Raw genomic sequence first — 22482 nt, 5'->3', positions numbered from 1 at the left:
CGGTCGCCGTAGGTGCCGCGCTCGTAGAACCACAGCAGCAGGTGCGGCGCGAGGCACAGGGCGTAGTGACTGATGTCGGGCGCTTTGTCTTTCTTGTCCAGGTACACCGCGTGGGCCACGGTGGCCTGCTCCAGGTCATACGTCTTGGCTAGCGCATCCAGGATGGTCTGGCGGGCTTCGGCGCTGGCTAGCTGGTAGATTTCACGGCGCGGCAACACTCCAAACGCCGAGTAAAACCAGGAGACGGGCTGGAAATAAGTGTCTCTATCGAAAGATTGCGAGAGGTCGGGAGTGGCAACCGGAGGCAATGCTGTTTTCTTGCCGTTGACTTTCATTCCCAAAAATACATTTATCAGGTTGGAAAGCAACCCCGCTGGTCAGCCAATAAATGTGGGGATAGTGCCCCGAAAATCACAGGTTTATAGAAGGGATTTGGCCCAATATGCCCGGCTCAGGGGTGGAGCGGGCCGATAACGCCTTGTTAAGCGCAAGCATGGAACCGGACGTTATTTCACCAAAAAAGCCTCGCAATTGCGAGGCTTTTTTGGTGAAATAACGAAGAATGTCAAATCCAGCCCAACGGCGCCTGGCTATACTTGCTCTACCGTGAGAAGGCCCTCGGGGTGCGCTTCTGCGGTTGGCTGGGCGCTGTGCTTGTGCTTGAAGAAGATGACGAACAGCACGGCAATTGCCAGAGAGTAAGCAGCGAAGGAGAGCCAGATGCTGGGCCAGTCTTTGGCACCGCTGGCATCGGTGAAGAACTCCTGGATGACGATACCGCTTACCGAACTGCCCAGCACGGCCCCAAAGCCGTTGGTCATCATCATAAACAAGCCCTGCGCGCTGGCCCGGATGCTGGGCTGTGTCTGGGTTTCGACGAACAGCGAGCCGGAAATGTTGAAGAAATCGAACGCCATGCCGTACACGATGCACGAGAGAATAATCATCCACAGGCCCTCGCCGGGGTTGCCGTAAGCAAACAGGCCGAAGCGCAGCACCCAGGCTATCATGCTGAACAGCATCACCTGTTTGATGCCGAAGCGCCGCAGGAAGAAGGGAATGGCCAAGATGAACAGCGTCTCGGAAATCTGCGAGATGGACATGATGATGGCCGGGTACTTCACCGTGAGGGTATCCTGGTAAGCCGGAGTCTTGTCGAAATCGTGCAGGAAGGTGTCGCCGTAAGCGTTGGTGAGCTGCAGAGCGGCCCCCAGCAACAGCGCAAACAAAAAGAAGGTGAGCATCTTACGGTCGCGCAAAATCGCAAACGACTTGAGGCCCAGGATTTCCATCAGGCCCTGGCTGGAAGTATTGGTGGACTGCGGCGGGCACTTGGGCAGCGTGAAGGAATAGAGGCCCAGCACGAAAGCCGCGCCGGCCGCCACGTAGAATTGGCTGGCCGATTTTTCGAAGCCCAGCAAGCTCACCGTCCACATCGCCACAATGAAGCCGATGGTGCCCCACACGCGAATGGGCGGGTAGTCCTTCACCACGTCCAGCCCCTGGGTTTTCAGCACCGAAAACGACACGGCGATGGAGAGTGACAGCGTCGGCATGTAAAAAATCATGTTCAGCAGCATCACCCAGAACATCGTGGTCGGGTTGTCGACCATCGGAATGGTGAGTAGCGTAAGGCCGCCCAGAATGTGCAGGATGCCGTACAGCTTCTCCGCGTTCACGTATTTATCAGCCACAATGCCCATAAGCGAGGGCATGAAAATGGACGCAATGCCCATGGTCGAGAAGATGGCGCCAAACTGCGCCCCCGACCACTGCTTGGTTTGAAACCAATAAGCGCCAATTGTTATCAACCACGAGCCCCAGATAAAGAATTGTAAGAAACTCAATACAATGAGGCGCAACTTAGTATTCATGCGGAGGCGGGATAAAAGGAAGGTGGGATTTAGCCGATAAAGATACACGGCTTCCCGCCACAAGTGGCAAAGCAGCGCGGTTACTGCGGTGGTTTTGCCCGCTGGGCCTTAACAAAGGTTAGCTCAGGGCCTTGCCTGATAATTAATGCCTGGTGCCGGAACTCGGGCCTGCATATTTAGCTCAACGACATTTCTTGGGCAGTAAAAAAGCCCCGGCCAATGAAGGCCGGGGCTTTTTGTTGTTAACGGAAGCGGGGGCTGCCTATGCCTGATAGCTGGGCGAGAACGTACCGGCCGGCTGGCCATCGGCCATCGGGTAATCGGTGTAGCCGTCGGCAAAGCCGTTGGGGCCGGGTGCGTAGAAGGTCGCCTGGTCGGCTTCGGCCAGCGGGGCGCCACTCTTGAGGCGCTCCACAAAGTCGGGGTTGGCGATGAAGGGACGGCCCACGGCCACGAGGTCGGCGCGGCCACTCTCCAGGGCCTCGTCGATGGCTTCCAGCGTGGTGTAGCCGCCGCTCAGAATGAGCGTGTTGGTGAATTTCTCCCGGATGGTGGCCACCGTCTGGGCGGGCACGGCCGGGGCGCCCATGCTTTCGTGGTCGACCAAGTGCAGGTACACCACGCCGATTTTCTGGAGCTCCTCGGCCAAGTAGGCGTAGGTCTCGTCGATTTCGGGGTAGTGCGCCATGTCGCTGGCCATGCCCCAGGGCGAGAGGCGGATGCCGGTGCGCTCGGCGCCAATGGCGTCGGCCACGGCCTTGGTTACTTCGAGCACGAAGCGGGCGCGGTTTTTTACGCTGCCGCCGTACTCGTCGGTGCGCTGGTTGCTGTTGGGGTTCAGGAATTGCTCCAGCAGGTAGCCGTTGGCACCGTGCAGCTCCACGCCGTCGAAACCGGCTTCAATGGCGAGCTTGGCGCTGTGGACGAATTCGTCGCGCACCTGGGCCAACTCCTCGGTGCGGATGGCGCGGGGGCGGGCTGGGGCTGCATCTGCTCCTGGTCGGTCCACATGTCGCCGGCGGCAGCAATGGCCGAGGGGGCTACGCCTTCGGCCCCTTCGGGCAGGTTGTGCGGATGGAAAATGCGGCCGGCGTGCATCAGCTGCACAAAAATGTGGCCGCCGTGGTGGTGCACCGTTTCGGTGACGCGCTGCCAGTTGGTTACCTGCTCCTGGTTGAACAGGCCCGGGATGCGGGCGTAGCCCAAGCCGTTGGCGGCCGGGGAAGTACCCTCTGTGATGATGAGGCCGGCCGTGGCGCGCTGGCGGTAGTACTCCGCCATCAGGCTCGTTGGGCACGTTGCCCAGGGCGCGGCTGCGCGTCATGGGGGCCATTACGATGTGGTTGGTAAGGGTCAGGGAACCCAATTTGGCGGGCTCAAATGCTTTGTTCGACATAGGATAGGATAAGCCGCGGTGCGTGGGCGCGGCGGCGAATGAATGAAACGCGGTAATAAACCAGGTACGTACACGAATTGTTTGACAAATGGTTGTATTGAGCTGGGCATTAGGCTGAGCATCAGGCAGAAAAAGCCCGCCCCACAAAGTGGAGCGGGCCTTCTCAGGGCAATTCACCGGTGAAACCAGCAAGCGGCCGGTTTACATGGGCGTGGCTTCGGCGAAGCGGCGGTTCACCTCGTCCCAGTTGATGAGGTTGTAGAAGCCGGCGATGTAGTCGGGCCGGCGGTTCTGGTACTTGAGGTAGTAGGCGTGCTCCCACACGTCGAGGCCGAGCACTGGAATGCCTTTGCAGCCCGCGTCGGGCATCAGCGGGTTGTCCTGGTTGGGGGTTGAGCAGATTTGCACCGAGCCGTCGGGCTGTTTGCACAGCCACGCCCAGCCCGAGCCGAAACGCGTGGTGGCAGCTTTGGTGAATTCCTCCTTGAACTTGTCGTAGCTGCCAAAGGTGCTGTTGATGGCCTCGGCCACGGCGCCGGTGGGCTGTCCGCCGCCGTTGGGCGACATGATGGTCCAGAACAGGGAGTGGTTCCAGTGGCCGCCGCCGTTGTTGCGCACGGCCACCGGGGCCTTGGCAATGTTGTGCATGATTTCCTCGAGCGACTGGTTTTCCATCTCGGTGCCCGCAATGGCCGCGTTCAGGTTGGTCACGTAGGCCTGGTGGTGCTTCGTGTGGTGGATTTCCATCGTTTGCGCGTCGATGGTGGGTTCCAGCGCGTCGTAGGCGTAGGGGAGTTTGGGGAGTTCGAAGGCCATAATTGAAGTGTTTTGGGTGGTCGGGATGTGAAAAACTATCCGGGCAAAAACAGCCCAACTAGCTACCTAGTTACGACCATTTTCAGCCCAAGTTCAAAAGTAGATTTATTTACGTTTTAAACTAAAGAATTCTTGCATCAACGCGGCGCATTCGGCGGCCTGCACCCCGCCGCGCAATTGCGTGCGCGGGTGCAGCAGCTGCCCGTGCCGCCGAAACCCCACTTTGGGCTCCTCGGCCCCGAACACCACGGCCTTGAGTGAGCCCAGTAGCTGGCCCCGGCGCACATCACGCACGGCTCAATGGTGACGTAGAGCGTGCAGTCGGCCAGGTATTTATTACCCAGGTGGTTGGCGGCGGCCGTCAGGGCCAGCATCTCGGCGTGGGCCGTTACGTCGCGCAGGCTGCTCGGTCTGGTTGTAGCCCCGGCCTATTATCTGCTTCTCAAATACCACCACGGCGCCGATGGGAATCTCCTCGGCGGACAGCGCTTTTTCGGCTTCGGCCAGGGCTTGGAGCATGAAATAGTCGTCGGTCATGGTAATTAGAGCCCGGGCGATGCGGGTCCGACAAAATTAGCCCAATAAAAGAAGCCCCGGCGCTGCGCAGCGCCGGGGCTTCTTTATTGGGCTAAAGAAAAGTCAAGCCAGGAAAGAAATTCGCCTGTGCCGGCTGCCTTACTTCAGGGTGATGGCATTCATCACGGCCTGAGCCGTGGACTGCCATTGAGTCTGCTCTTCGGCCGGGGCCACAAAGGTGAATACGTACAGCTGCTGGCCCTGAATGGCGTACTGCACGGCCTGGTAGCGCTTGATGGGCGCCAGGCGGGCGGTGCGCCGCGCATCCGATACGGTCGACACGAATTCGAAATAGATGAAATCGCGCCCATTTACGGTGCGGATATCTTCCTTAATAAAATCAACCTTGGTATACAGGCGCTGGATGCTGGATTTGTAAATCTTAATCAAAACGCCATAGTCCATGCTTTCGAAGGTGGTGGGGCGCACGGCCACGCTGTAGTCCACGCGCCCGCTGGGGTTGGAGTACACGGCCAGCGGCTTGCGCGGCGAGGGGTACTTCACGGCAATGCCGTCGTCGGGCAGGGGGCAAAGCCGGCCGGTACGCCCACCGTCAGGCCCGAGCCCAACTTCACATTGGTAAGCTTGGGCTTGGGGGCAAAGGCGGTTAGGCCGAGAATCAACAGTAAAAACGAGAAAACCTTCATAGTAAGCAGCAACGATGCGGGGATAAAAGTAGTGCCACGGCTTAGGGGCCGTGGCACTGCCGGGAATAGGAAGCAGCGCTTAGCGCCGCGCGGCGGGGTACTTAATCCGCACCTTCTTCCAGTACACGTAGTTGCCGGTTTTGGCTTCTACCAGGTAGGTGCCGGCCGGAATCTTGCCCAGGTCCACGGGCGCGCCGGTGTTGTTGACCGGGTCCAGCTCGGTTTGGTAGATAACGCGGTTTTTGTAGTCGGTCATCACCAGTGTGCCGGGTTTGGTAAACTGCTGCGTAAAGCTGAGCAGGATACTGGTGGAGTTGGGCTTGGGGTACACGTCGATGCCCGACAGGGTTTCGATGCGCTTGATGGGCCCCTCGAGCGTCACGGCCCCGGCCGAGCCCTTGGACTTAACGACCGTGCCCGACTCGTCGGCCTTGCTTTTGGTTTTGATTTTGGTTTGCGCCTGAGCGGTGCCGGCAAACAAGAGAGCGGCCGCGAGTGCGAAGGAGGGAAGGAATTTCATGACAATTGAAGGATTGAGAAGACAAAGGAACGCACTTGCCGTCGGCCTTTGCATACTCCGTACCAAAGTTTGAGTTTCGACCCGCGAGCCCAGTGGCTAACTTCGCGGCAGATTCAGTTAATAGTTAGCAGTGAACCGTTAACAGGGCAACCGGTGGATAAACAACTGGTGAACCCTGGAAAGCGCAGCCTGGTAGTTGTTAATTGTTCACTGCTAACTGTTAACTGAAAAATGCTCCGTACCCACACCTGCGGCGAACTCCGCCCCGAACACATTGGTCAAACCGTCACGCTTTGCGGCTGGGTGCAGCGCACCCGCGACAAAGGCGCCATCCTCTGGATTGACCTGCGCGACCGGTACGGCCTCACCCAAATAGCCCTGGAAGAAGGCGTGGAAGCCAATGAAGTGCGCGAAACCGCCCGCACGCTCGGCCGCGAGTTTGTGCTGAGCGTGACCGGAAAGGTGGTAGAGCGCCATTCCAAGAACGACAAAATGCCCACCGGCGCCATCGAGATTCGTCCCGAAAAGCTCGAGATTCTAAATGCCGCCAAACTCCCGCCCTTCCTCATCGAAGACGAAACCGACGGCGGCGACGACCTGCGGATGAAGTACCGCTACCTCGACCTGCGCCGCACGCCCGTGCGCAACAACCTGATGCTACGCCACAAAATGGCCCAAGCCGTGCGCCGCTACCTCGACGGCCAGCACTTCATCGAAGTCGAAACGCCGGTGCTCATCAAGTCCACGCCCGAAGGCGCCCGCGACTTCGTGGTGCCTTCCCGCATGAACCCCGGCGAGTTCTACGCCCTGCCGCAGTCGCCGCAGACGTTCAAGCAGCTGCTCATGGTATCGGGTTTCGACCGCTACTTTCAGATTGTTAAGTGCTTCCGCGACGAAGACCTGCGCGCCGACCGCCAGCCCGAGTTCACGCAGATTGACTGCGAAATGGCCTTCGTGACCCAGGAAGACATCCTGAACACCTTCGAAGGCCTCACCCGCTACCTGTTCAAGGAAATCAAGGGCCTCGACTTCCCCACCGTGCCCCGCATGACCTACGCCGACGCCATGCGCCGCTTCGGCAACGACAAGCCCGACACGCGCTTCGCCATGGAGTTCGTTGAGCTAACCGACATTGTAAAAGGCCAGGGCTTTCCCGTATTCGACAACGCCGGGCTGGTTGTGGGCATCAACGCCGCCACCTGTGCCCAATTCACCCGCAAGCAGCTTGACGAGCTGACGGATTTCGTAAAGCGCCCCCAGATTGGCGCAACGGGCCTCATCTACGCCCGCGTCGATGCCGGCGGCGAGGTGAAATCATCGGTTGATAAGTTCTACTCGCAGGAAGAGCTGCAGCGCTGGAAAGCAGCCTTCCATGCCAACGAAGGCGACCTGCTGCTCATCATCGCCGGCGAGCCCAATAAAGCCCGCAAAGCCCTCAGCGAGCTGCGCCTGGAGATGGGCCAGCGCCTCGGCCTGCGCGACAAAGACGATTTCTCACCGCTGTGGGTGGTCGATTTTCCCCTGCTCGAATACAGCGAAGAGGAAAACCGCTACTTCGCCATGCATCACCCCTTCACCTCGCCCAAGCCCGAAGATGTGGCCCTGCTCGACTCGCCCGAAACCATCGGCCAGGTCCGCGCCAATGCCTACGACCTCGTGATTAACGGCGTGGAAGTGGGCGGTGGCTCCATCCGCATTCACGACCGCGCCGTGCAGGCCCGCATGTTCGGCCTGCTCGGCTTCACCCCGAAGAAGCCCAAGCCCAGTTCGGCTTCCTGCTCGACGCCTTCGAGTACGGTGCCCCGCCCCACGGCGGTATCGCCTTCGGCTTCGACCGCCTCTGCAGCCTCTTCGGCGGCGCCGATTCCATCCGCGACTTCATCGCTTTCCCAAAGAACAATTCCGGCCGCGACGTGATGATTGATTCTCCCTCGCCGATTTCGGGCGCTCAGTTGAAGGAGTTGAGCATAGCCACGGCGGTGGTGGCGAAGTAGTATTTAGAAACAGTAGAAACAAAAAGCGGCGGCTGATACTTCAGTCGCCGCTTTTTTATGCCCAATTAAGTAGTGCTGGTATTCATTTATTATATAATCTGAATATTTGGCCGGTTAAAAAGAGACCGTTCACCGAGTAACCCGAATCCTTCAGCGAGGTGGTAAATCCGAAGGCAGACCCGCCCAGTAAGTTTGAGCAGTTATCCTCTTAAACGCTGTCTGCTCGTGTCTAAATTCTACGCCTTCGCCGCCTTGGTTCTGTTTATGGGTTTGAGCACTTCGCTTATTCGCCTGCAACTTGTGTCGTCGCCCGTATCGAAGATGCGCGTGCCTACTTACCGCTCCGTATCGGTGGCCTCGCACGCCATGGTGCAGGTAGCCCGTCCCATCGTTCGTATTTACAATTAAAGAGCCATTGGCTACTTAAAGCATTCTAGCCATTTGCTGCAAACAAAAGAGCCGCTCCCATAAGGAAGCGGCTCTTTTGTTTGCGGGATATCAAAACTTAGAAGTTCCGCTCGCCGGTCTCACGTTTACCCAGCATCACCGAGCCCACCATGGCTGCCAGCAGCAATATCGAGGCAAGCTCAAACGGCAACGCGTATTGCTGAAACAACACCAAGCCCAACCGGTCGACCATACCAATCTGCGAATCGAAGCTAGCGGGGTCGTAGCCAGCCGGAGCGATGTCGCGCATAGCGGCCACCAGTATCAGCAGCAGAGAGCCGCCAGCTATGGCGGCCGCAACCTTGGCCAGGGCCGGCTTGTGGGGCTCGGTTTCCTCATTCAGGTTCAGGAACATAATCACGAACAGAAACAGCACCATGATGGCACCAGCATACACGATGATGTTCACGGCGGCCAGGAACTGCGCGTTCAGCAGCAGATAGTGGCCGGAAAGTGTGAAGAACGTGAGGATGAGGAAGAGTACGCTGTGGACCGGGTTTTTGGCCAGTACCACGCCCAGCGCACTCAGCAAGGCCACGAACGAGAGGAAGAGGAAGAGAGGGGACATAGGTAGCGTGGACTCTGAGAGTCCGCGTTTTGGACGGTGTGAAGGAATTACTGCAAAACGCGGACTCTCAGAGTCCACGCTACAAGATGTTACGCCATTTGAGCCCGTAGCTTGTCAGCTTGCTCGGGCGTGAGCTGGATGCCGCGCTTCGAGCGGTTGTCCGGCGTCACGGGCTCTACCAGCCGGTCTTTGCCGTAGATGAATTCGTCGCGCTCGAAGCGCGGCGGGGCCATTTTGTCGGCTTGCAGGTACACAGCGGCTTTCGGGCAGGCTTCTTCGCAGAGGCCGCAGAAGATGCAGCGCAGCATGTTGATTTCGTAGCTCACGGCGTACTTCTCCTCGCGGTAGAGACCTTCCTCGCCCTTCTTGCGCTCGCCGGCCACCATGGTGATGGCCTCGGCGGGGCAGGCCACAGCGCAGAGGCCGCAGGCGGTGCACCGCTCGCGGCCGGCTTCGTCACGCTTGAGCACGTGCAGGCCGCGGAAAACGGGGGAGAAGGGACGGGTCTCGTCGGGGTAGCGAACGGTGACTTGCTTCTTGGTCGCAGCCCGGAAAAAGTGCCGCATCGTAATGGTAAGGCCCTGGAAAATAGCCGGTAGGTAGGCCCGCTCGGCCAAGGTCATGGGCTTCTTTTCGAGGACTTTGGCGCGTTTGCTTAAGGATTCCATGGTCGTTAGTTAATTACGCCGAACGTAATCAGGCCGCCCGTAAGTAGGATGTTGAAGATGGCCAGAGGGATGAGGATGGTCCAGCCCAAGCGCATCAGCTGGTCGTAGCGGAAGCGCGGCAGGGTCCAACGCACCCACATGAAGAAGAAGATGAAGGCGAAGATTTTGGCGAACAAGCCCACCAAACCGAGGATGGTGATGATGTTCTGAGCCGTCACCAGTTCTAGGCCTTGCGACGATACCAGCCAGTTGCGCAGCTCGGCTTGGAACGGAAAGTTGAAGCCGCCGAAGTACAGCACGCTCATCACGGCCGAAGCCACGAACACGTTGATGTACTCTGCAAAGAGGTACAGGCCCATTTTCATGGAGCTATACTCCGTGTGGTAGCCGCCAATCAGCTCAGTTTCGCACTCTGGCAAGTCGAAGGGCGTCCGGTTGGTCTCAGCGAAAGCGCACACAATGAAGATGATGAAGCCCAGCGGTTGCTTCATTATGTTCCAATTGAAGATGTCCTGCCATACAAAAGAGGCATCCGACGTCTGCTGGAAGGTGATTTCACGCAGCGACAGCGTGCCCGACATCATCAGCACGGCAATCAGGGCGAGGCCCATGGCGATTTCGTAGCTGATGTTTTGCGAGGCCGCGCGAATGGCGCCGAGCAGCGAGAACTTGTTGTTCGAAGCCCAGCCGCCAATCATGATGCCGTACACGCCTAGCGAGACCATGCCGAACACGTAGAGCATGCCGACGTTGATTTCAATGCCTTGCAGGTGAATGACCGTATCCCCGAATTGCAGCACGTTGCCGAACGGAATTACCGCCGATGACATCAGGGCCGTGGTCATGGCCAAGCAGGGCCCAAACACAAACAGCGCCCGGTTAGCACCAGCGGGGAAGAATTCCTCTTTAGTGAAGAGCTTCACGGCATCGGCCAGCGGCTGCAGCAAGCCGAAGGGACCCGCGCGGTCCGGGCCCACCCGGTCCTGCAGAAATGCGGCGATGACGCGCTCGGCATAAGTAGAATACGTGGCAATCAGCAGCGAAACGCCGAAAACTACCAGAACGACGAGGCCTTGCCAGCCCAGAGCGGGAAGAGTCATATGTTATAATCGTTTGTCATGCTGAGCGCAGCCGAAGCATCTCGCTTGCACAACTAATTCAATCGATTGAGTTACTACCACACGCGAGATGCTTCGACAAGCTCAGCATGACGTTCGGTTTTAATTAGCCATTGATGCCGCCCAAGCGCAGGGGCGGGTTGCGTTCCAGTTCGCGGGTGGTGCTTTCGGGCAAGTCCAGAATTACCTGCGGGTTTACCACTGGCAACTCGTAATGATTCTGTGAGATAACCGAGGCGCGGTTGATGTGCGCCGGCCCTTCCAGTGTCCAATCCGAGGTTTCCTTTTTATCGAAGCGGCAGGTGTTGCAAATCCACTCCTTTACTTCTCCGTACTGGTCTTTGCGGGCCGTCACGCGAAGCACGTCCTTGCCTTTATACCAGAGGGTTACTCTGCCGCAGCACTTCTCGTTTTCGCAGTCGCGGTGGGCGTTCACGGGTTTTGTGAACCACACACGCTGTTTGAAGCGGAAGGTTTTGTCGGTCAGCGCGCCCACCGGGCAAACGTCGATGACGTTGCCGCTGAACTCGTTGTCGATGATGTTTTCGATGTAGGTGCCGATTTCCGACGCATCGCCGCGGCCCAGTACGCCGTGCACGCGCTCGGGAGTGAGTTGGTCGGCGGTGTACACGCAGCGGTAGCACAGGATGCAGCGCGTCATGTGCAGCTGGATTAGAGGGCCGATGTCGATTTTCTCGAAGGTCCGGCGCTCTTCCTCGTAGCGGGTGGTGCTCACGCCGTGCTCGAAGGCAAAGTCCTGCAAGTCGCACTCGCCGGCCTGGTCGCACACCGGGCAATCGAGCGGGTGATTGATGAGCAGCATTTCCACGATGCCCTTGCGCACGTCCATCACCTGCTGCGAGGTGGTGTTCTCGACCACCATGCCGTCTTGCACCGTCGTGATGCACGAGGCCACCAGCTTGGGCATGGGGCGTGGGTCTTTGGCCGAACCGGCCGCCACGCGCACCAGGCAGGCGCGGCATTTGCCGCCGGTGCCCTTCAGCGGGGTGTAGTAGCACATGGCGGGCGGCACCACGCCCCCGCCAATCTGGCGGGCCGCGTTCAGGATAGTGGTTCCGTCCGGAACCTCTACCTCAATGCCGTCAAAGGTAATTTTAGCCATTGTATGGGAGGATAATCGTCAAGGATATTAGGCCAGCACCGGGGCGCCGCGGTACGCCGCGCCGGGCATGGTGGCCTCTTTGGGGTTGGTCACGTGCCACTCAAACTCGTGGCGGAAGTGACGCACGGCCGCAGCTACCGGCCACGCCGCGGCTTCGCCGAGCGGGCAGATGGTGTTGCCTTCAATTTGCTTGGCCACGCTCACAATCAGGTCGATGTCGTGCATCGAGCCGTGGCCGTGTTCGAGGCGGTGCAATACTTTTTCCAGCCAGCCCGTTCCCTCACGGCAGGGCGAGCACTGCCCGCACGACTCGTGATGGTAGAAGCGGCTGAAGTTCCAGGTGTTTTTCACGATGCACGTGGTTTCGTCCATCGCAATGAAGCCACCGGAGCCGAGCATAGTGCCCGTAACGAAGCCGCCGTCCGACAGCGACTCATAGGTCATCAGACGGTTTTCGCCGGCGGCAGTTTTCAGGATAAGCTCCTTGGGCAGAATCGGTACTGACGAACCACCGGCCACTACGGCCTTCAGGTCGCGCCCTTTCCAGATGCCGCCACAGTACTCATCGGAGTAGATGAATTCCTCCACCGGCACGCCCAGCTCAATTTCGTAGATGCCGGGCTTGTTCAAGTGGCCGCAAGCCGAAATCAGCTTGGTGCCCGTGCTTTTGCCCACGCCGATTTTGGCGTACTCGTCGCCGCCTTCGTTCACTATAACGGGCACGGCCGCAATGGTTTCCACGTTGTTTACCACCGTGGGACGGGCGTAGAGGCCCTGCACAGCGGGGAACGGCGGCTTGTTGCGCGGGTTGCCACGCTTGCCTTCCAAGGATTCAAGTAGCGCGGTTTCCTCGCCGCAGATGTAGGCGCCGGCACCGGGGTGCACGTGCAAGTCGAGCGAGTAGCCCGAGCCGAGGATGTTTTCGCCCAGAAAACCGGCCGCATAGGCTTCGGCAATGGCTTTTTCCAGAATGCGCAGCACGTACAACAACTCGCCGCGGATGTAGATGTAGCTGGTGCGCGCGCCCAAAGCATAGCTGCCCGTAATCATGCCCTCGATGAGCAAGTGGGGCAGTTTTGACATCGCTGACGGTCCTTGAAGGTGCCCGGCTCCGATTCGTCGGCGTTGCAGACGAGGTAGCGCGGCACGCCCTCGGGCTTAGCCAGGAAGCTCCATTTCATGCCCGTGGGGAAGCCTGCGCCGCCGCGGCCGCGCAGGCCCGACTTCTTCACTTCTTCCACCACTTCGTCGGGCGTCATGGTTTTGAGCGCCTTCTCTACGGAGCGGTAGCCGCCGTGCTTGCGGTAGACTTCGAAGGTATCGATGCCTTCGACGTTGATATGTTCAGTTAATAGCTTGCGGCCCATAGTGGTAAGCGTTGTGCTGATGGCCAGCCGATTAGTAGTTCTTCAAGGAGTTGGGCAAGCCCGTTTCTTCCCATGGCAAAATGGGGCGGTGTACCAGACTCTTCAATTCGCTGAGCATGGCGTCCACCGCTTCCGGGGTATCCAACTGCTCGTAGTATTTCTCGCGCACCTGCACGATGGGGGCGAAGCCGCAGGCAGCCAGGCACTCTACTTCTTTCAGGGTGAAGGTACCGTCGGGCGAAGTGCCGCCCACTTTGGCGCCGGTGATGCGCTCGAGGTGCGCCGTCAGCTCGTCGGAGCCGCGCAGCATGCAGGGGCCCGTGCGGCAGATTTCCAGCACGTGCTTGCCCACCGGCTTCAGGTTGTACTGCGTGTAGAAGGACGATACTTCGTACACTTCAATGGGCTTGATGCCAAGGGTTTCAGCTACCAAGTCCTGTACTTCGGGGCTTACCCAACCGCCGAACTCGGCTTGCGCAATGTGCAGAATCGGCAGCAGGGCCGACTTGCTCCGGTCTTCTGGATAGTGCGTGAGCAGGCGCTTGATTTCCGCTTGGGCAGCGGGGGAGAATGTCGGTTTGGTGGGCGCGGTGGTCGGCTCCATATCAATCAGATTCAACGAAAACTAAGCGTCCAGCTCGCCAGCGATGACGTTCATGGACGAGAGAATGACAATGGCGTCCGAGAGGTGGTGCCCACGGCCATTTCTGGGTAAGCTTGGTAATAGATAAAGCACGGCCGGCGGAAGTGCAGGCGGTAAGGCGTGCGGCCGCCGTCCGAAATCAGGTAGAAACCCAACTCGCCGTTGCCGCCTTCCACCGAGTGATATACCTCACCAACAGGCGCATCAATCTCGCCCATGATGATTTTGAAGTGGTAAATCAGGGCCTCCATGTTCTTGTACACTTCCTGCTTAGCGGGCAAGTAGTAGTGCGGGGCATCGGCGTGGTAGGGGCCTTCGGGCAGGTTTTCCAGCGCTTGCTTGATGATGCGCAGGCTCTGCCAAATCTCCTCGTTGCGGACGATGAAACGGTCGTAAGTATCGCCATTAGTGCCCACCGGAATGTCGAACTCGAAGTCTTCGTAGGAAGAATAAGGGTTCATGGCGCGTACGTCGTAGTCGACGCCGGCCGCCCGCAGGTTGGGACCGGTGAAGCCGTAGTTCAACGCCTTTTCCGCCGAAATTGGGCCCACGTTCACCACGCGGTCCATGAAAATGCGGTTGCGATTGAACATCGACTCGAACTCCTTCATCACGGCCGGGAAGGTCTTGAGCCAGTCGCGCAGCTTCTGCAGCGCCACGGGCGAGAAATCCCGCTCCATCCCGCCCACGCGGCCCATGTTGGTGGTCAGGCGCGAGCCGCACACCTCCTCGTATATTTCGTAAATCTTCTCGCGCTCCTGGAACACGTATAGGAAGCCGGTGAAGGCGCCGGTGTCCACGCCGAGGATAGAGTTACAAATCAGGTGGTCAGCAATGCGGGCCAACTCCATCATAATCACGCGCATGTACTGTGCTCGCTTGGGCACGGTCACGCCGAGCAACTTCTCCACCGTCATGTGCCAGCCCATGTTGTTGATGGGCGACGAACAGTAGTTCATCCGGTCGGTGAGCGGCGTGATTTGGTAGAACGGCCGGCGCTCCGCGATTTTCTCAAACGCGCGGTGGATGTAGCCGATGGTGGGCACGCCCGACACAATCCGCTCGCCATCCATTTGCAGGATGTTCTGGAAAATGCCGTGCGTAGCCGGGTGCGTGGGGCCCAGGTTCAGCGTCGTCAGCTCCTGGCTGAAGTCGTTGAGCAGGGGCATGAGCTGGCCGTGGCGCTGGGCGGCGGCCTCCTCGTGGATTTTATGGGTGCCTTCCAGCGTGTCGTTTACTGCCATGATATATGTATCAGGGGCCTATCGGCCGAAAAACAGGTCGGTTTTGTCCTCGCGGGTACCGTCTTCGAGCGGGTATTCGCGCCGCATCGGGAAGTAGTCCATGTCCTCGACGTTGAGGATGCGAATGAGATTGGGGTGGCCGGTAAAGATGACGCCGAAGAAATCGTAGGTCTCGCGCTCCATCCAGTTGGCGGTGGCGTAGAGGTCCGTGAGCGTTGGCACCACCGGGTCGGCGATGGGGAAGTAGATTTTAATCCGCAGGCGGATGTTCTGCGTGAGGCTGTGCAGGTGGTAAATCATGCCCAACTCCTTGCCCTCGTTCTCGGGGTAGTTGATGCCACACATCGTGGTCAGGAAATGGAATTTGATTTCCTGGTCTTGCTGCAAGCCGGCGATGATGTCGTGGATGCGCTCCCGCGTGGTGGTCACCGTCAGCAGGCCGTAGGGCTCCTCCACATCGGTGAAAGTGGCCTCGCCAAACAGGCGGGTGAGCAAAGCCAGCACCCGCGCATTCTGGACCTTAATCGGGTCTTCGGCAACAGCGACTTCGGGAGCGGCGGCAGATTCCTGAGGATTCATTCGGGGTTGGTAAGGGCCGGTAGTCGGAAAAAGGCGGCCTTTCTTCCGACTACCCGCTACCTGATGCAGATTACTTAATGTTGTACGACGCCAGCAGGGCCTGATACTCAGGAGCGTTGCGGCGGCGGAAAGATTCGTTCTTGGCCAGGTCCTGCACGCGCATCAGGCCGTCGAGCACTTGCTCGGGGCGGGGCGGGCAGCCGGGCACGTACACGTCGACCGGGATGATGCGGTCGATGCCTTGCAGCACCGAGTAAGAGTCGAAAATGCCGCCCGAACAGGCGCAGGCGCCCATGGCCAGCACCCAGCGGGGCTCGGCCATTTGCTCGTACACTTGCTTCACGATAGGAGCCATTTTCTTGGCAATGGTGCCCATTACCATGAGCAAGTCGGCCTGGCGGGGTGAGAAGCTGGGCCGCTCGGAGCCGAAGCGCGAGATGTCGTAGTGCGAGCCCATGGTGGCCATGAACTCAATGCCGCAGCAGGAGGTAGCGAAAGGCAAGGGCCAGAGCGAATTGGCGCGGGCAATGCCCACCACTTTCTCCAGCGAAGTGGCAAAGAAGCCAGCGCCTTCAACGCCCTCGGGAGCCTCGACAGTTTTGATTTCCGGAACTCGGGTATCCATAGTTGAGATAGGTCTGATTTGGGGGCCTAATGGCCTATTTGCCAACACAAGCTGCGCGGCAAAAGTTTGGCTGAATTAGGCTTCGTTCCAGCGCAGAATGCCCTTTTTGATGATGTAGAGGAAACCCGCGAGCAGGAAGAACATGAATAGTATCATAGCGATGAAACCATCGGTGCCAAGGGCCCGAAAGTTCACCGCCCACGGATACATGAAGATGACTTCCACGTCGAACAGCACGAACACAATGGCCGTGAGGAAGTACTTCACCGAAATCGGCGTGCGGGCGTTGCCCACCGACTCGATGCCGCACTCGAAGGAGGCGTCTTTCACCGTGCTGTGACGTTTCGGGCCCACGAGGTGGGAAACAATCATGGCGAAGGCCACAAAAGCCAGCGCCAAGCCGAATTGAATGAGAATGGGGAGGTAATCGGAAGGCTGATAATTGGCAGCCGGCAGGACTAATAACATAACAATCAGACTAGTGGCAAGCAGGCCCCAAGGGCGCTGAAGGGCAAAGGTAGCGCGCACGGGTTTGGGGCGCAATGTTGGGGCTATGCGCAGGCCAAGAACCGATATCAGGAACGCAAGCTGCTACAAAAGCTGCGCCAATCGCAATCGGGTAACTATTTGTAAATCAATAATTATTTGCGGCTTCCTGCTGGCAATAATCAGGAGCTTATCACGCCTGGCTCAGCAAAACCCTTGACAACTATTCTACGCCTTGCCAGAAAGCGGTACGGTAAGAGGTGCTGCGCAACGTCCCCTGGATTTCGGTCATGCCGGGAGGCGCGCAGTTGATGCTGATGGATTAGCGCCAATGTGCTTTCTTTAGCAATGCAACCCGCTGGGCAGGTCTACACCCGCGGCGGGCTCTGGTACGACGAACTTCTCCAAACCATGCTAAACCGCGAAATGCCGGTGGACAGTGCGCCTTTCGAGCAAAGCGCGGAAGCCGTTTTTGTGCTGGACCAGGCCGGGAATTTCAAGCGCGCCAACGCCAGCTTTGCGCACTTGTTGGGCTGCGCCCCGCGCAATTGCCGGGCACGGCATTTTTGCAGTACCTCGCTTCGGGCGAGACGGAGCGGGGCGAGCAGCACCTCGCCCGGGCCGCCGCGGGCGAAATTGTGCGCTACGAAACCAGCGTGACGGCTGCCGCCGGACCCCTGAAACTGAATCTTGAGCCTGCTGCCGGTACTCACCGAGGCAGACCAACTCGCGGGCGTCTATGGCATCGCCACGCCGGTGCCTGGCCCACCCACCGCCACCGAGGCGTTGGTGGCGCGGGAGCATCAACTTTCCGTTATTTTCAATACCATTGCCGACGTCACTTTCGTGCTCAACGTGGAAGAGGATGGCCGCTACCGGTTCATTTTTGCGAACAAAGCCTTTGAAAGAACCACCGGGGTGCCGGCCGAAAAAGTGGTGGGCAGCTACGTCGACGAAGTAATTCCGGAGCCGTCGCTCAGCATGGTGCTGGCCAACTACCACCAGGCCGTGACCACGCTGGAACGGGTAATCTGGCAGGAAACGTCCGATTACCCGACCGGCCGGGTCACAGGCGAGGTGAGCGTGACGCCCGTGTGCGACGAGGCCGGCCGCTGCTTCCAGCCTGGTGGGAGTGGTGCACGACATCACCAAGGAAAAGCAGGCCGAGGAAGAGCTGCGCCTCAGCAACGAGCGGTTTGCCTACGCCCTGAAGGCCACTTCCGATGCCATTTACGACTGGAACGTGACCAACGACACGCTCTATTGGGGAGAAGGATTTGCGCACTTGTTCGGCTACCGGCTGGGGCAGAACCCGTCGCCCTTCAGCGATTGGGCCGATTACATTCATCCCAAGGACAGCCACCGCACCGTGACGGGCCTGCTGCACACCGTGTACGAAACCACGGATACCTTCTGGGAAGACGAATACCTGTTCCGCCGGTCCAATGGTTCCTGGGCCGTGGTAGCGGACCGGGGCAACATCCTGCGCAATGCCAAAGGCCAGGCCGTGCGGATGATTGGGGCGATGCAGGACATTACCGAACGCAAGAAGGCCGAGGTGCAGCAGCAGGCGATGGCCGAAAAGCTCATAAAGCAAAACGCCTACCTGCAGCAGTGCGGCTTCATGGTATCGCACAACCTGCGCGCGCCGCTGGCCAATGCCTTGGGCTTCGCCGATTTGCTTTCCCGCATCGACAAAGAGTCGCAGGTATTTGCCGATTCGCTGGCCAACCTGCGCATCAGCCTCCGCCGCCTCGACGACGTGGTGGCGGATGTCAACACCATTCTGTCTATCCGGGACCAGCAGGATGCCGACCTTACGGAGCCCGTGGCCCTGGCGGCCGTGTGCCGGCAGGCCCTCGAGCACGCCCGGCCCGACCTGGAGCAATGCGGTGGCGAAGTGCTTAGCTCAATTCCGGAAGCGCTGTACGTGGACGGCAACCGCGCCTTTTTCTCAGTATTTTCGACAACTTGCTTTCCAACGCCATCAAGTACCGCTCGGCGGCGCGTCCCTTGCGTATTGAGATTACGGCCTCGTGGACCCCGGCCAGGGCATCACCATTAATTTTCGTGACAACGGTTCCGGCTTCGACCAGGAGCAGGCGGGCGGCGACGTTTTTCAGCTTTACCGGCGCTTGCACGCCGACGTGCCCGGGCGTGGAATTGGGCTATACCTGGTGAAAGCGCACGTCGAAGCCATGAACGGACACGTCTCCGTCCTGAGCCAGGTCAACGTAGGAACCGAATTTACCCTCCAATTCAGGCCCCGTGCGGATGAGAACCTATCTGATTGACGACGACTACCTCGCCATTTACCTCACCGAGCAATTGTTGCGGGCCGAAGGCTTTTCCAATTCCATTTGCACATTCCGGTCGGCCGAAGAAGCCCTCGATACGCTGGTAAAAGGCGAGCAAGAGGTGCCGCAGGTCGTGTTTCTGGACCTGAACATGCCCGTGATGGACGGCTGGGAGTTTCTGGAGGCCCTGGCGCCCTACGAGAAGAAACTGCGCGGCAACTGCCACATCTACATCCTCACCTCGTCGCTGGCCCTCACCGACTTGGAGAAATCCAAGCACTACGACCTGGTAGCTGGCCTGATTCACAAGCCCCTCGACAGCGAAGAAATCCGCGCCATTCAGGCACAGCTGGAAAATGACTTGGAGGCTTGATAAAAGCCAGATAGCCTGCAGATTGAGCTAAATTAAAACCAAGATTCGTGGTAAAGCAAAAGCCGCCTCCAGTGCTGGAAGCGGCTTTTACATATTGAACTGAATTTAAATCAGTTCCAGGAAAACGCTCTTACAAGCCTTTGTCGCGGTTCAGGTCTTCGGCCGGCTCCGAACCCAGGAAGGGGTAGCGGTAGTCGGTAACCGGCACGAAGGTTTCCTTGATGGCGCGGGGCGACACCCAACGAATCAGGTTGAGCTGCGAGCCGGCTTTGTCGTTGGTGCCGGAGGCGCGGGCGCCGCCGAAAGGCTGCTGGCCCACCACGGCGCCGGTGGGCTTGTCGTTGATGTAGAAGTTGCCGGCCGCGTTCATCAGGCGCTTGGAAGCCAGGTCGATGGCGTACCGGTCCTGGGCAAACACGGCGCCGGTGAGGGCGTAGGGCGAAGTGGTGTCCACCAGCTCCAGGGTCTCTTCAAACTTGGTCTCGTCGTAGACGTGTACCGTGAGCACCGGTCCGAACAGCTCCTCGCACATGGTCACGTACTTCGGGTCTTTGGCCACGATGACCGTGGGCTCGATGAAGTAGCCTTTCGACTTGTCGTGGCCGCCGCCGGCAATGATTTCCACGTTCGGGTCGGCCTTGGCGTCGTCGAGGTACTTGGCGAGCTTATCAAAGGAAGCCTCGCTGATAACGGCGTTGACGAAGTTGCCGAAGTCTTCCACGTCGCCCATTTTAAACGAGGCGAGGTCTTCCTTCACGTAGCCCAATATTTCGGTGGCCGTGTTCGACGGCAGGTACACGCGCGACGCAGCCGAGCATTTCTGGCCCTGGTATTCAAACGCGCCCCGGCTCATGGCCACGGCCACGGCTTTGGGGTGAGCCGAATGGTGAGCCAGGATGAAGTCCTTGCCGCCGGTTTCGCCCACGATGCGCGGGTAGGATTTGTAGAGGTGAATGTTCTGGCCGATGGTCTTCCAGATGTTCTGGAACACGCCGGTGGAGCCCGTGAAGTGGATGCCGGCAAAGTCGCGGTGTGCGAAGATGACGTCGCCGGCCGTGGGGCCGTCCACGTACACGAGGTTAATCACGCCGTCGGGCACGCCGGCTTCCTTGAACAGCTCCATCAGCACCTGAGCCGAATAAATCTGGTGTTGGCGGGCTTCCACACTACCACGTTGCCCATCATAGCGGCCGACGACGGCAGGTTGCCGGCGATGGACGTGAAGTTGAACGGCGTGAGGGCAAACACGAAGCCTTCCAGCGGGCGGTGCTCCACGCGGTTCCACATGCCGGGCAGGCTCTCGGGCTGCTGCTTGTAGATTTCCTGCATGTAATACACGTTGAACCGGAAGAAGTCAATCAACTCGCAGGCTGCATCGATTTCAGCCTGAAACGCATTCTTGCTCTGGCCCAACATGGTGGCCGCATTGATGCGGGCGCGGTACGGGCCAGCCAGCAAATCAGCTGCTTTCAGGAACACGGCGGCACGGTGCTCCCAGGGCAATTCAGCCCAAGCCGTGCGGGCAGCCAGGGCGGCCTCAATGGCGAGGGTAACGTGACTGGCGTCGCCGGCGTGGAAATGGCCAATGGTGCGCTGGTGGTCGTGGGGCGGGCTGATGCGCTGCGTCTTGCCGGTCCGTACTTCCTTCCCGCCGATATACATCGGAATGTCCAGCTCCAGCTGCCGCAGGCTCTTGAGCTGCTGCTGCTCGAGCTTCTCTTTGGAGCCCGGCGCGTAGCCTTTCACGGGTTCGTTAATCGGGACGGGGACGTTGAAAAAGGCGTTGGCCATAAGGTGCGGGTTAGGTGTTTATGGAGTTTTGAGTGGGAGGAAGCAAAGGTAAAGCGAATCTCAAAGCCGTTTCGCCAGCTCCTTTACTTGCTGCTCCAGGTCCTTGAAAGAGCCGGTATTGTAAATCGTAAAATCAAAGTGCTGATACGTATCCATCGCGGTTTCGCTGGGATGGTTGTCGTCGCGGGTGCCGTCGCCGCGCTGCTTGAGCGGGTCGCCTTCGATGCGCAGCATCAGGCCGCCGCGGGCCCGGATGGGGTCGGCTTCGTTGGCGAAGCGCACGTCGGGCACCAGCACACAGGCATCGTGCGGCAGCGCGGCAAAAAAGGCATCGACCCACACCATGGGCTCCCACACGCGCAGCGCCTGGCCCACTTGCTGCAGCATTTCGCCCCGGGTGCGCTGGAAGGTGGGCACCAGTGGGCCTTGCCTTTCTGGGTGTAATAAGGTGCCACGTCTTCGCCCGTGAGGGCCGCGCAGACCGACTTGATAGAATCGCCGAAGGAGCGGATTTGCCAGAGGCGCTCGGGCTGCTGGCGCTGCAGCAGGCGCGCCACGGTGTCTTTGCCGCTGCCCCGGCGGCCCGACATGCCAATCAGATGTATCATAAGGGGGCTATAGAATGTGCTTCAATTCGCTCAGACAGCTGATTTCGTGCGTTATCTGGTTGAAATGGCGGCGTTTGTCGGGGTTGAAATATACCTGGTCGATGCCGGCGTTGTAGGCGCCCAGCACGTCGCATTCCAGGTTGTCGCCTATCATCAGGCTTTCGGCAGCGGTGGCGCCGGTGCGCTCCAGCGCGTGCTGGAACATGCGCGGGTCGGGCTTGAGGTGGCCGCTGTGCTCGGAGGTAATCACTTCCTCGAAGTAATGCGTCAGGTTCGACGAAGCCAGCTTGATGCCCTGGATGTCGTTGAACCCGTTCGTTATTAAGTGCAGGCGGTAGCTCAATTTCAGGTAATCCAGCACCTCGTGGGTAAAGGGAAATACCGCCGATTTCTGCGGCAGAATGTCGGTGAATTCGGCCGAAATGGTGGGCGGAATATCCGCCTCCGCTACGCCCAGCTTGGTCAGCGTCCGCACAAAGCGGACCTCCCGCAGCTGCTTTTGCGAGATTTTATTGCTTTGGTACAAGCGCCACAGCGCGTGGTTAACGTCGCTGTACACGTTGATGAATTCCTCCACGGTGAAGGTGCTGAAACGGGCAAAATTGTGCCGGTCGTAGAGCGTGCGCAGCGTCTCGTTGGCGTTTTTCTCGAAGTCCCACAGTGTGTGGTCGAGGTCAAAGAAGAGGTGGCGGTACGTTTTCAAACAGCAAATACGAATAGTG

Annotated in this window: 22 protein-coding genes and 6 pseudogenes; 7 read left to right on the top strand and 21 right to left on the bottom strand. The window is 59.0% G+C overall.

Going from position 1 to position 22482, the window contains the following annotated elements; translation table 11 throughout:
- Positions 1 to 590: 590 nt before the first annotated feature.
- From ACFQT0_RS00290 to ACFQT0_RS00255, 8 genes and pseudogenes are all read right to left on the bottom strand, one after another.
- Entirely contained in the window at positions 591 to 1874 is a 1284-nt protein-coding gene (locus tag ACFQT0_RS00290; RefSeq protein ID WP_380199420.1) for a nucleoside permease, read from the bottom strand.
- Between the two features lie 262 nt (positions 1875 to 2136).
- Positions 2137 to 2814, bottom strand: a complete 678-nt coding sequence (locus ACFQT0_RS00285) for an oxidoreductase (RefSeq protein ID WP_380199418.1) — start codon at positions 2812 to 2814, stop codon at positions 2137 to 2139.
- Positions 2712 to 3155 (bottom strand): oxidoreductase, encoded by a 444-nt coding sequence (locus tag ACFQT0_RS00280; protein WP_380199416.1) that lies wholly within the window; start codon positions 3153 to 3155, stop codon positions 2712 to 2714. The genes ACFQT0_RS00285 and ACFQT0_RS00280 overlap by 103 nt, the downstream gene beginning before the upstream one ends.
- A 316-nt stretch (positions 3156 to 3471) precedes the next feature.
- Positions 3472 to 4086, bottom strand: a complete 615-nt coding sequence (locus ACFQT0_RS00275; RefSeq protein WP_380199414.1) for a superoxide dismutase — start codon at positions 4084 to 4086, stop codon at positions 3472 to 3474.
- A gap of 105 nt (positions 4087 to 4191) precedes the next feature.
- A pseudogene (locus ACFQT0_RS00270) lies at positions 4192 to 4623 on the bottom strand (nucleoside deaminase).
- A gap of 138 nt (positions 4624 to 4761) precedes the next feature.
- Positions 4762 to 5166 (bottom strand): hypothetical protein, encoded by a 405-nt coding sequence (locus ACFQT0_RS00265; protein WP_380199412.1) that lies wholly within the window; start codon positions 5164 to 5166, stop codon positions 4762 to 4764.
- Complete coding sequence (locus ACFQT0_RS00260; protein WP_380199410.1) at positions 5163 to 5285, bottom strand: hypothetical protein; 123 nt, start codon at positions 5283 to 5285, stop codon at positions 5163 to 5165. The genes ACFQT0_RS00265 and ACFQT0_RS00260 overlap by 4 nt, the downstream gene beginning before the upstream one ends.
- A 103-nt stretch (positions 5286 to 5388) precedes the next feature.
- Positions 5389 to 5829, bottom strand: a complete 441-nt coding sequence (locus ACFQT0_RS00255) for a T9SS type A sorting domain-containing protein (protein WP_380199408.1) — start codon at positions 5827 to 5829, stop codon at positions 5389 to 5391.
- A gap of 231 nt (positions 5830 to 6060) precedes the next feature.
- Here ACFQT0_RS00255 and aspS point away from each other — a divergent pair.
- Together aspS and ACFQT0_RS00245 are read left to right on the top strand one after the other, a co-directional pair.
- A pseudogene (aspS, locus tag ACFQT0_RS00250) lies at positions 6061 to 7823 on the top strand (aspartate--tRNA ligase).
- A 225-nt stretch (positions 7824 to 8048) separates the two neighbouring features.
- Positions 8049 to 8231, top strand: a complete 183-nt coding sequence (locus ACFQT0_RS00245; protein ID WP_380199406.1) for a hypothetical protein — start codon at positions 8049 to 8051, stop codon at positions 8229 to 8231.
- Positions 8232 to 8328: 97 nt separating this feature from the next.
- Here ACFQT0_RS00245 and ACFQT0_RS00240 read toward each other — a convergent pair whose 3' ends face one another.
- The 10 genes and pseudogenes from ACFQT0_RS00240 to ACFQT0_RS00195 all read right to left on the bottom strand — a co-directional run bounded on the left by ACFQT0_RS00240 (position 8329) and on the right by ACFQT0_RS00195 (position 16673).
- Positions 8329 to 8838, bottom strand: a complete 510-nt coding sequence (locus tag ACFQT0_RS00240; RefSeq protein WP_380199404.1) for an NADH-quinone oxidoreductase subunit J family protein — start codon at positions 8836 to 8838, stop codon at positions 8329 to 8331.
- Positions 8839 to 8927: 89 nt separating this feature from the next.
- Positions 8928 to 9506 (bottom strand): NuoI/complex I 23 kDa subunit family protein, encoded by a 579-nt coding sequence (locus ACFQT0_RS00235; protein WP_380199402.1) that lies wholly within the window; start codon positions 9504 to 9506, stop codon positions 8928 to 8930.
- Positions 9507 to 9511: 5 nt separating this feature from the next.
- Entirely contained in the window at positions 9512 to 10606 is a 1095-nt protein-coding gene (nuoH, locus tag ACFQT0_RS00230; RefSeq protein ID WP_380199400.1) for an NADH-quinone oxidoreductase subunit NuoH, read from the bottom strand.
- Positions 10607 to 10730: 124 nt separating this feature from the next.
- Positions 10731 to 11747, bottom strand: coding sequence for a 2Fe-2S iron-sulfur cluster-binding protein (locus ACFQT0_RS00225; RefSeq protein WP_380199398.1), 1017 nt, complete (start codon positions 11745 to 11747; stop codon positions 10731 to 10733).
- A gap of 27 nt (positions 11748 to 11774) precedes the next feature.
- Positions 11775 to 13114: pseudogene (gene nuoF / locus ACFQT0_RS00220) on the bottom strand (NADH-quinone oxidoreductase subunit NuoF).
- Between the two features lie 31 nt (positions 13115 to 13145).
- A complete protein-coding gene (locus ACFQT0_RS00215; RefSeq protein ID WP_380199396.1) occupies positions 13146 to 13718 on the bottom strand; it encodes an NADH-quinone oxidoreductase subunit NuoE family protein in 573 nt (190 codons plus the stop codon).
- A gap of 21 nt (positions 13719 to 13739) precedes the next feature.
- Positions 13740 to 14926: pseudogene (nuoD, locus tag ACFQT0_RS00210) on the bottom strand (NADH dehydrogenase (quinone) subunit D).
- A gap of 93 nt (positions 14927 to 15019) precedes the next feature.
- On the bottom strand, positions 15020 to 15580 hold the full coding sequence (locus ACFQT0_RS00205) for an NADH-quinone oxidoreductase subunit C (RefSeq protein ID WP_380199394.1): 561 nt from the start codon (positions 15578 to 15580) through the stop codon (positions 15020 to 15022).
- 70 nt (positions 15581 to 15650) lie between these two features.
- Positions 15651 to 16205, bottom strand: a complete 555-nt coding sequence (locus tag ACFQT0_RS00200; RefSeq protein ID WP_092674994.1) for an NADH-quinone oxidoreductase subunit B — start codon at positions 16203 to 16205, stop codon at positions 15651 to 15653.
- A gap of 75 nt (positions 16206 to 16280) precedes the next feature.
- Complete coding sequence (locus ACFQT0_RS00195; RefSeq protein ID WP_380199392.1) at positions 16281 to 16673, bottom strand: NADH-quinone oxidoreductase subunit A; 393 nt, start codon at positions 16671 to 16673, stop codon at positions 16281 to 16283.
- A gap of 429 nt (positions 16674 to 17102) precedes the next feature.
- Here ACFQT0_RS00195 and ACFQT0_RS00190 point away from each other — a divergent pair, with 429 nt between their 5' ends.
- The 5 genes and pseudogenes from ACFQT0_RS00190 to ACFQT0_RS00170 all read left to right on the top strand — a co-directional run bounded on the left by ACFQT0_RS00190 (position 17103) and on the right by ACFQT0_RS00170 (position 19361).
- Positions 17103 to 17351: a PAS domain-containing protein gene (locus ACFQT0_RS00190; protein ID WP_380199390.1), complete on the top strand. Its 249-nt coding sequence runs from the start codon at positions 17103 to 17105 to the stop codon at positions 17349 to 17351.
- A gap of 96 nt (positions 17352 to 17447) precedes the next feature.
- Positions 17448 to 17795: pseudogene (locus tag ACFQT0_RS00185) on the top strand (PAS domain-containing protein); the annotation flags it as partial.
- A gap of 22 nt (positions 17796 to 17817) precedes the next feature.
- Entirely contained in the window at positions 17818 to 18756 is a 939-nt protein-coding gene (locus ACFQT0_RS00180) for a PAS domain-containing protein (protein ID WP_380199388.1), read from the top strand.
- On the top strand, positions 18728 to 18985 hold the full coding sequence (locus ACFQT0_RS00175) for an ATP-binding protein (protein WP_380199386.1): 258 nt from the start codon (positions 18728 to 18730) through the stop codon (positions 18983 to 18985). The genes ACFQT0_RS00180 and ACFQT0_RS00175 overlap by 29 nt, the downstream gene beginning before the upstream one ends.
- Entirely contained in the window at positions 18966 to 19361 is a 396-nt protein-coding gene (locus tag ACFQT0_RS00170) for a response regulator (protein WP_380199384.1), read from the top strand. Before ACFQT0_RS00175 ends, ACFQT0_RS00170 begins: the two co-directional genes overlap by 20 nt.
- A gap of 130 nt (positions 19362 to 19491) precedes the next feature.
- Here the strand turns inward: ACFQT0_RS00170 and pruA are convergent.
- The 3 genes and pseudogenes from pruA to ACFQT0_RS00155 form a co-directional block, all read right to left on the bottom strand.
- Positions 19492 to 21152 (bottom strand): annotated as a pseudogene (gene pruA, locus ACFQT0_RS00165) (L-glutamate gamma-semialdehyde dehydrogenase).
- A 60-nt stretch (positions 21153 to 21212) separates the two neighbouring features.
- Positions 21213 to 21569 (bottom strand): hypothetical protein, encoded by a 357-nt coding sequence (locus tag ACFQT0_RS00160; protein WP_380199382.1) that lies wholly within the window; start codon positions 21567 to 21569, stop codon positions 21213 to 21215.
- A gap of 198 nt (positions 21570 to 21767) precedes the next feature.
- Positions 21768 to 22463 (bottom strand): YjjG family noncanonical pyrimidine nucleotidase, encoded by a 696-nt coding sequence (locus tag ACFQT0_RS00155; RefSeq protein WP_380199380.1) that lies wholly within the window; start codon positions 22461 to 22463, stop codon positions 21768 to 21770.
- Between the last annotated feature and the right edge of the window lie 19 nt (positions 22464 to 22482).

It is taken from the genome of Hymenobacter humi (assembly GCF_042665855.1).
In the GTDB taxonomy this organism is placed as follows: Bacteria; Bacteroidota; Bacteroidia; order Cytophagales; family Hymenobacteraceae; genus Hymenobacter; species Hymenobacter humi.
This window is presented reverse-complemented; position numbering and strand designations above follow the sequence as displayed.

Bases quoted from the DNA above. Each gene is read 5' to 3' on its own strand.
- ACFQT0_RS00290 (WP_380199420.1), bottom strand. From the start codon at position 1,874: ATGAATACTAAGTTGCGCCTCATTGTATTGAGTTTCTTACAATTCTTT.
- ACFQT0_RS00280 (WP_380199416.1), bottom strand. From the start codon at position 3,155: ATGGCGGAGTACTACCGCCAGCGCGCCACGGCCGGCCTCATCATCACA.
- ACFQT0_RS00275 (WP_380199414.1), bottom strand. From the start codon at position 4,086: ATGGCCTTCGAACTCCCCAAACTCCCCTACGCCTACGACGCGCTGGAA.
- ACFQT0_RS00255 (WP_380199408.1), bottom strand. From the start codon at position 5,829: ATGAAATTCCTTCCCTCCTTCGCACTCGCGGCCGCTCTCTTGTTTGCC.
- ACFQT0_RS00240 (WP_380199404.1), bottom strand. From the start codon at position 8,838: ATGTCCCCTCTCTTCCTCTTCCTCTCGTTCGTGGCCTTGCTGAGTGCG.
- ACFQT0_RS00235 (WP_380199402.1), bottom strand. From the start codon at position 9,506: ATGGAATCCTTAAGCAAACGCGCCAAAGTCCTCGAAAAGAAGCCCATG.
- nuoH (WP_380199400.1), bottom strand. From the start codon at position 10,606: ATGACTCTTCCCGCTCTGGGCTGGCAAGGCCTCGTCGTTCTGGTAGTT.
- ACFQT0_RS00225 (WP_380199398.1), bottom strand. From the start codon at position 11,747: ATGGCTAAAATTACCTTTGACGGCATTGAGGTAGAGGTTCCGGACGGA.
- ACFQT0_RS00215 (WP_380199396.1), bottom strand. From the start codon at position 13,718: ATGGAGCCGACCACCGCGCCCACCAAACCGACATTCTCCCCCGCTGCC.
- ACFQT0_RS00205 (WP_380199394.1), bottom strand. From the start codon at position 15,580: ATGAATCCTCAGGAATCTGCCGCCGCTCCCGAAGTCGCTGTTGCCGAA.
- ACFQT0_RS00200 (WP_092674994.1), bottom strand. From the start codon at position 16,205: ATGGATACCCGAGTTCCGGAAATCAAAACTGTCGAGGCTCCCGAGGGC.
- ACFQT0_RS00195 (WP_380199392.1), bottom strand. From the start codon at position 16,673: ATGTTATTAGTCCTGCCGGCTGCCAATTATCAGCCTTCCGATTACCTC.
- ACFQT0_RS00190 (WP_380199390.1), top strand. From the start codon at position 17,103: ATGCTAAACCGCGAAATGCCGGTGGACAGTGCGCCTTTCGAGCAAAGC.
- ACFQT0_RS00170 (WP_380199384.1), top strand. From the start codon at position 18,966: ATGAGAACCTATCTGATTGACGACGACTACCTCGCCATTTACCTCACC.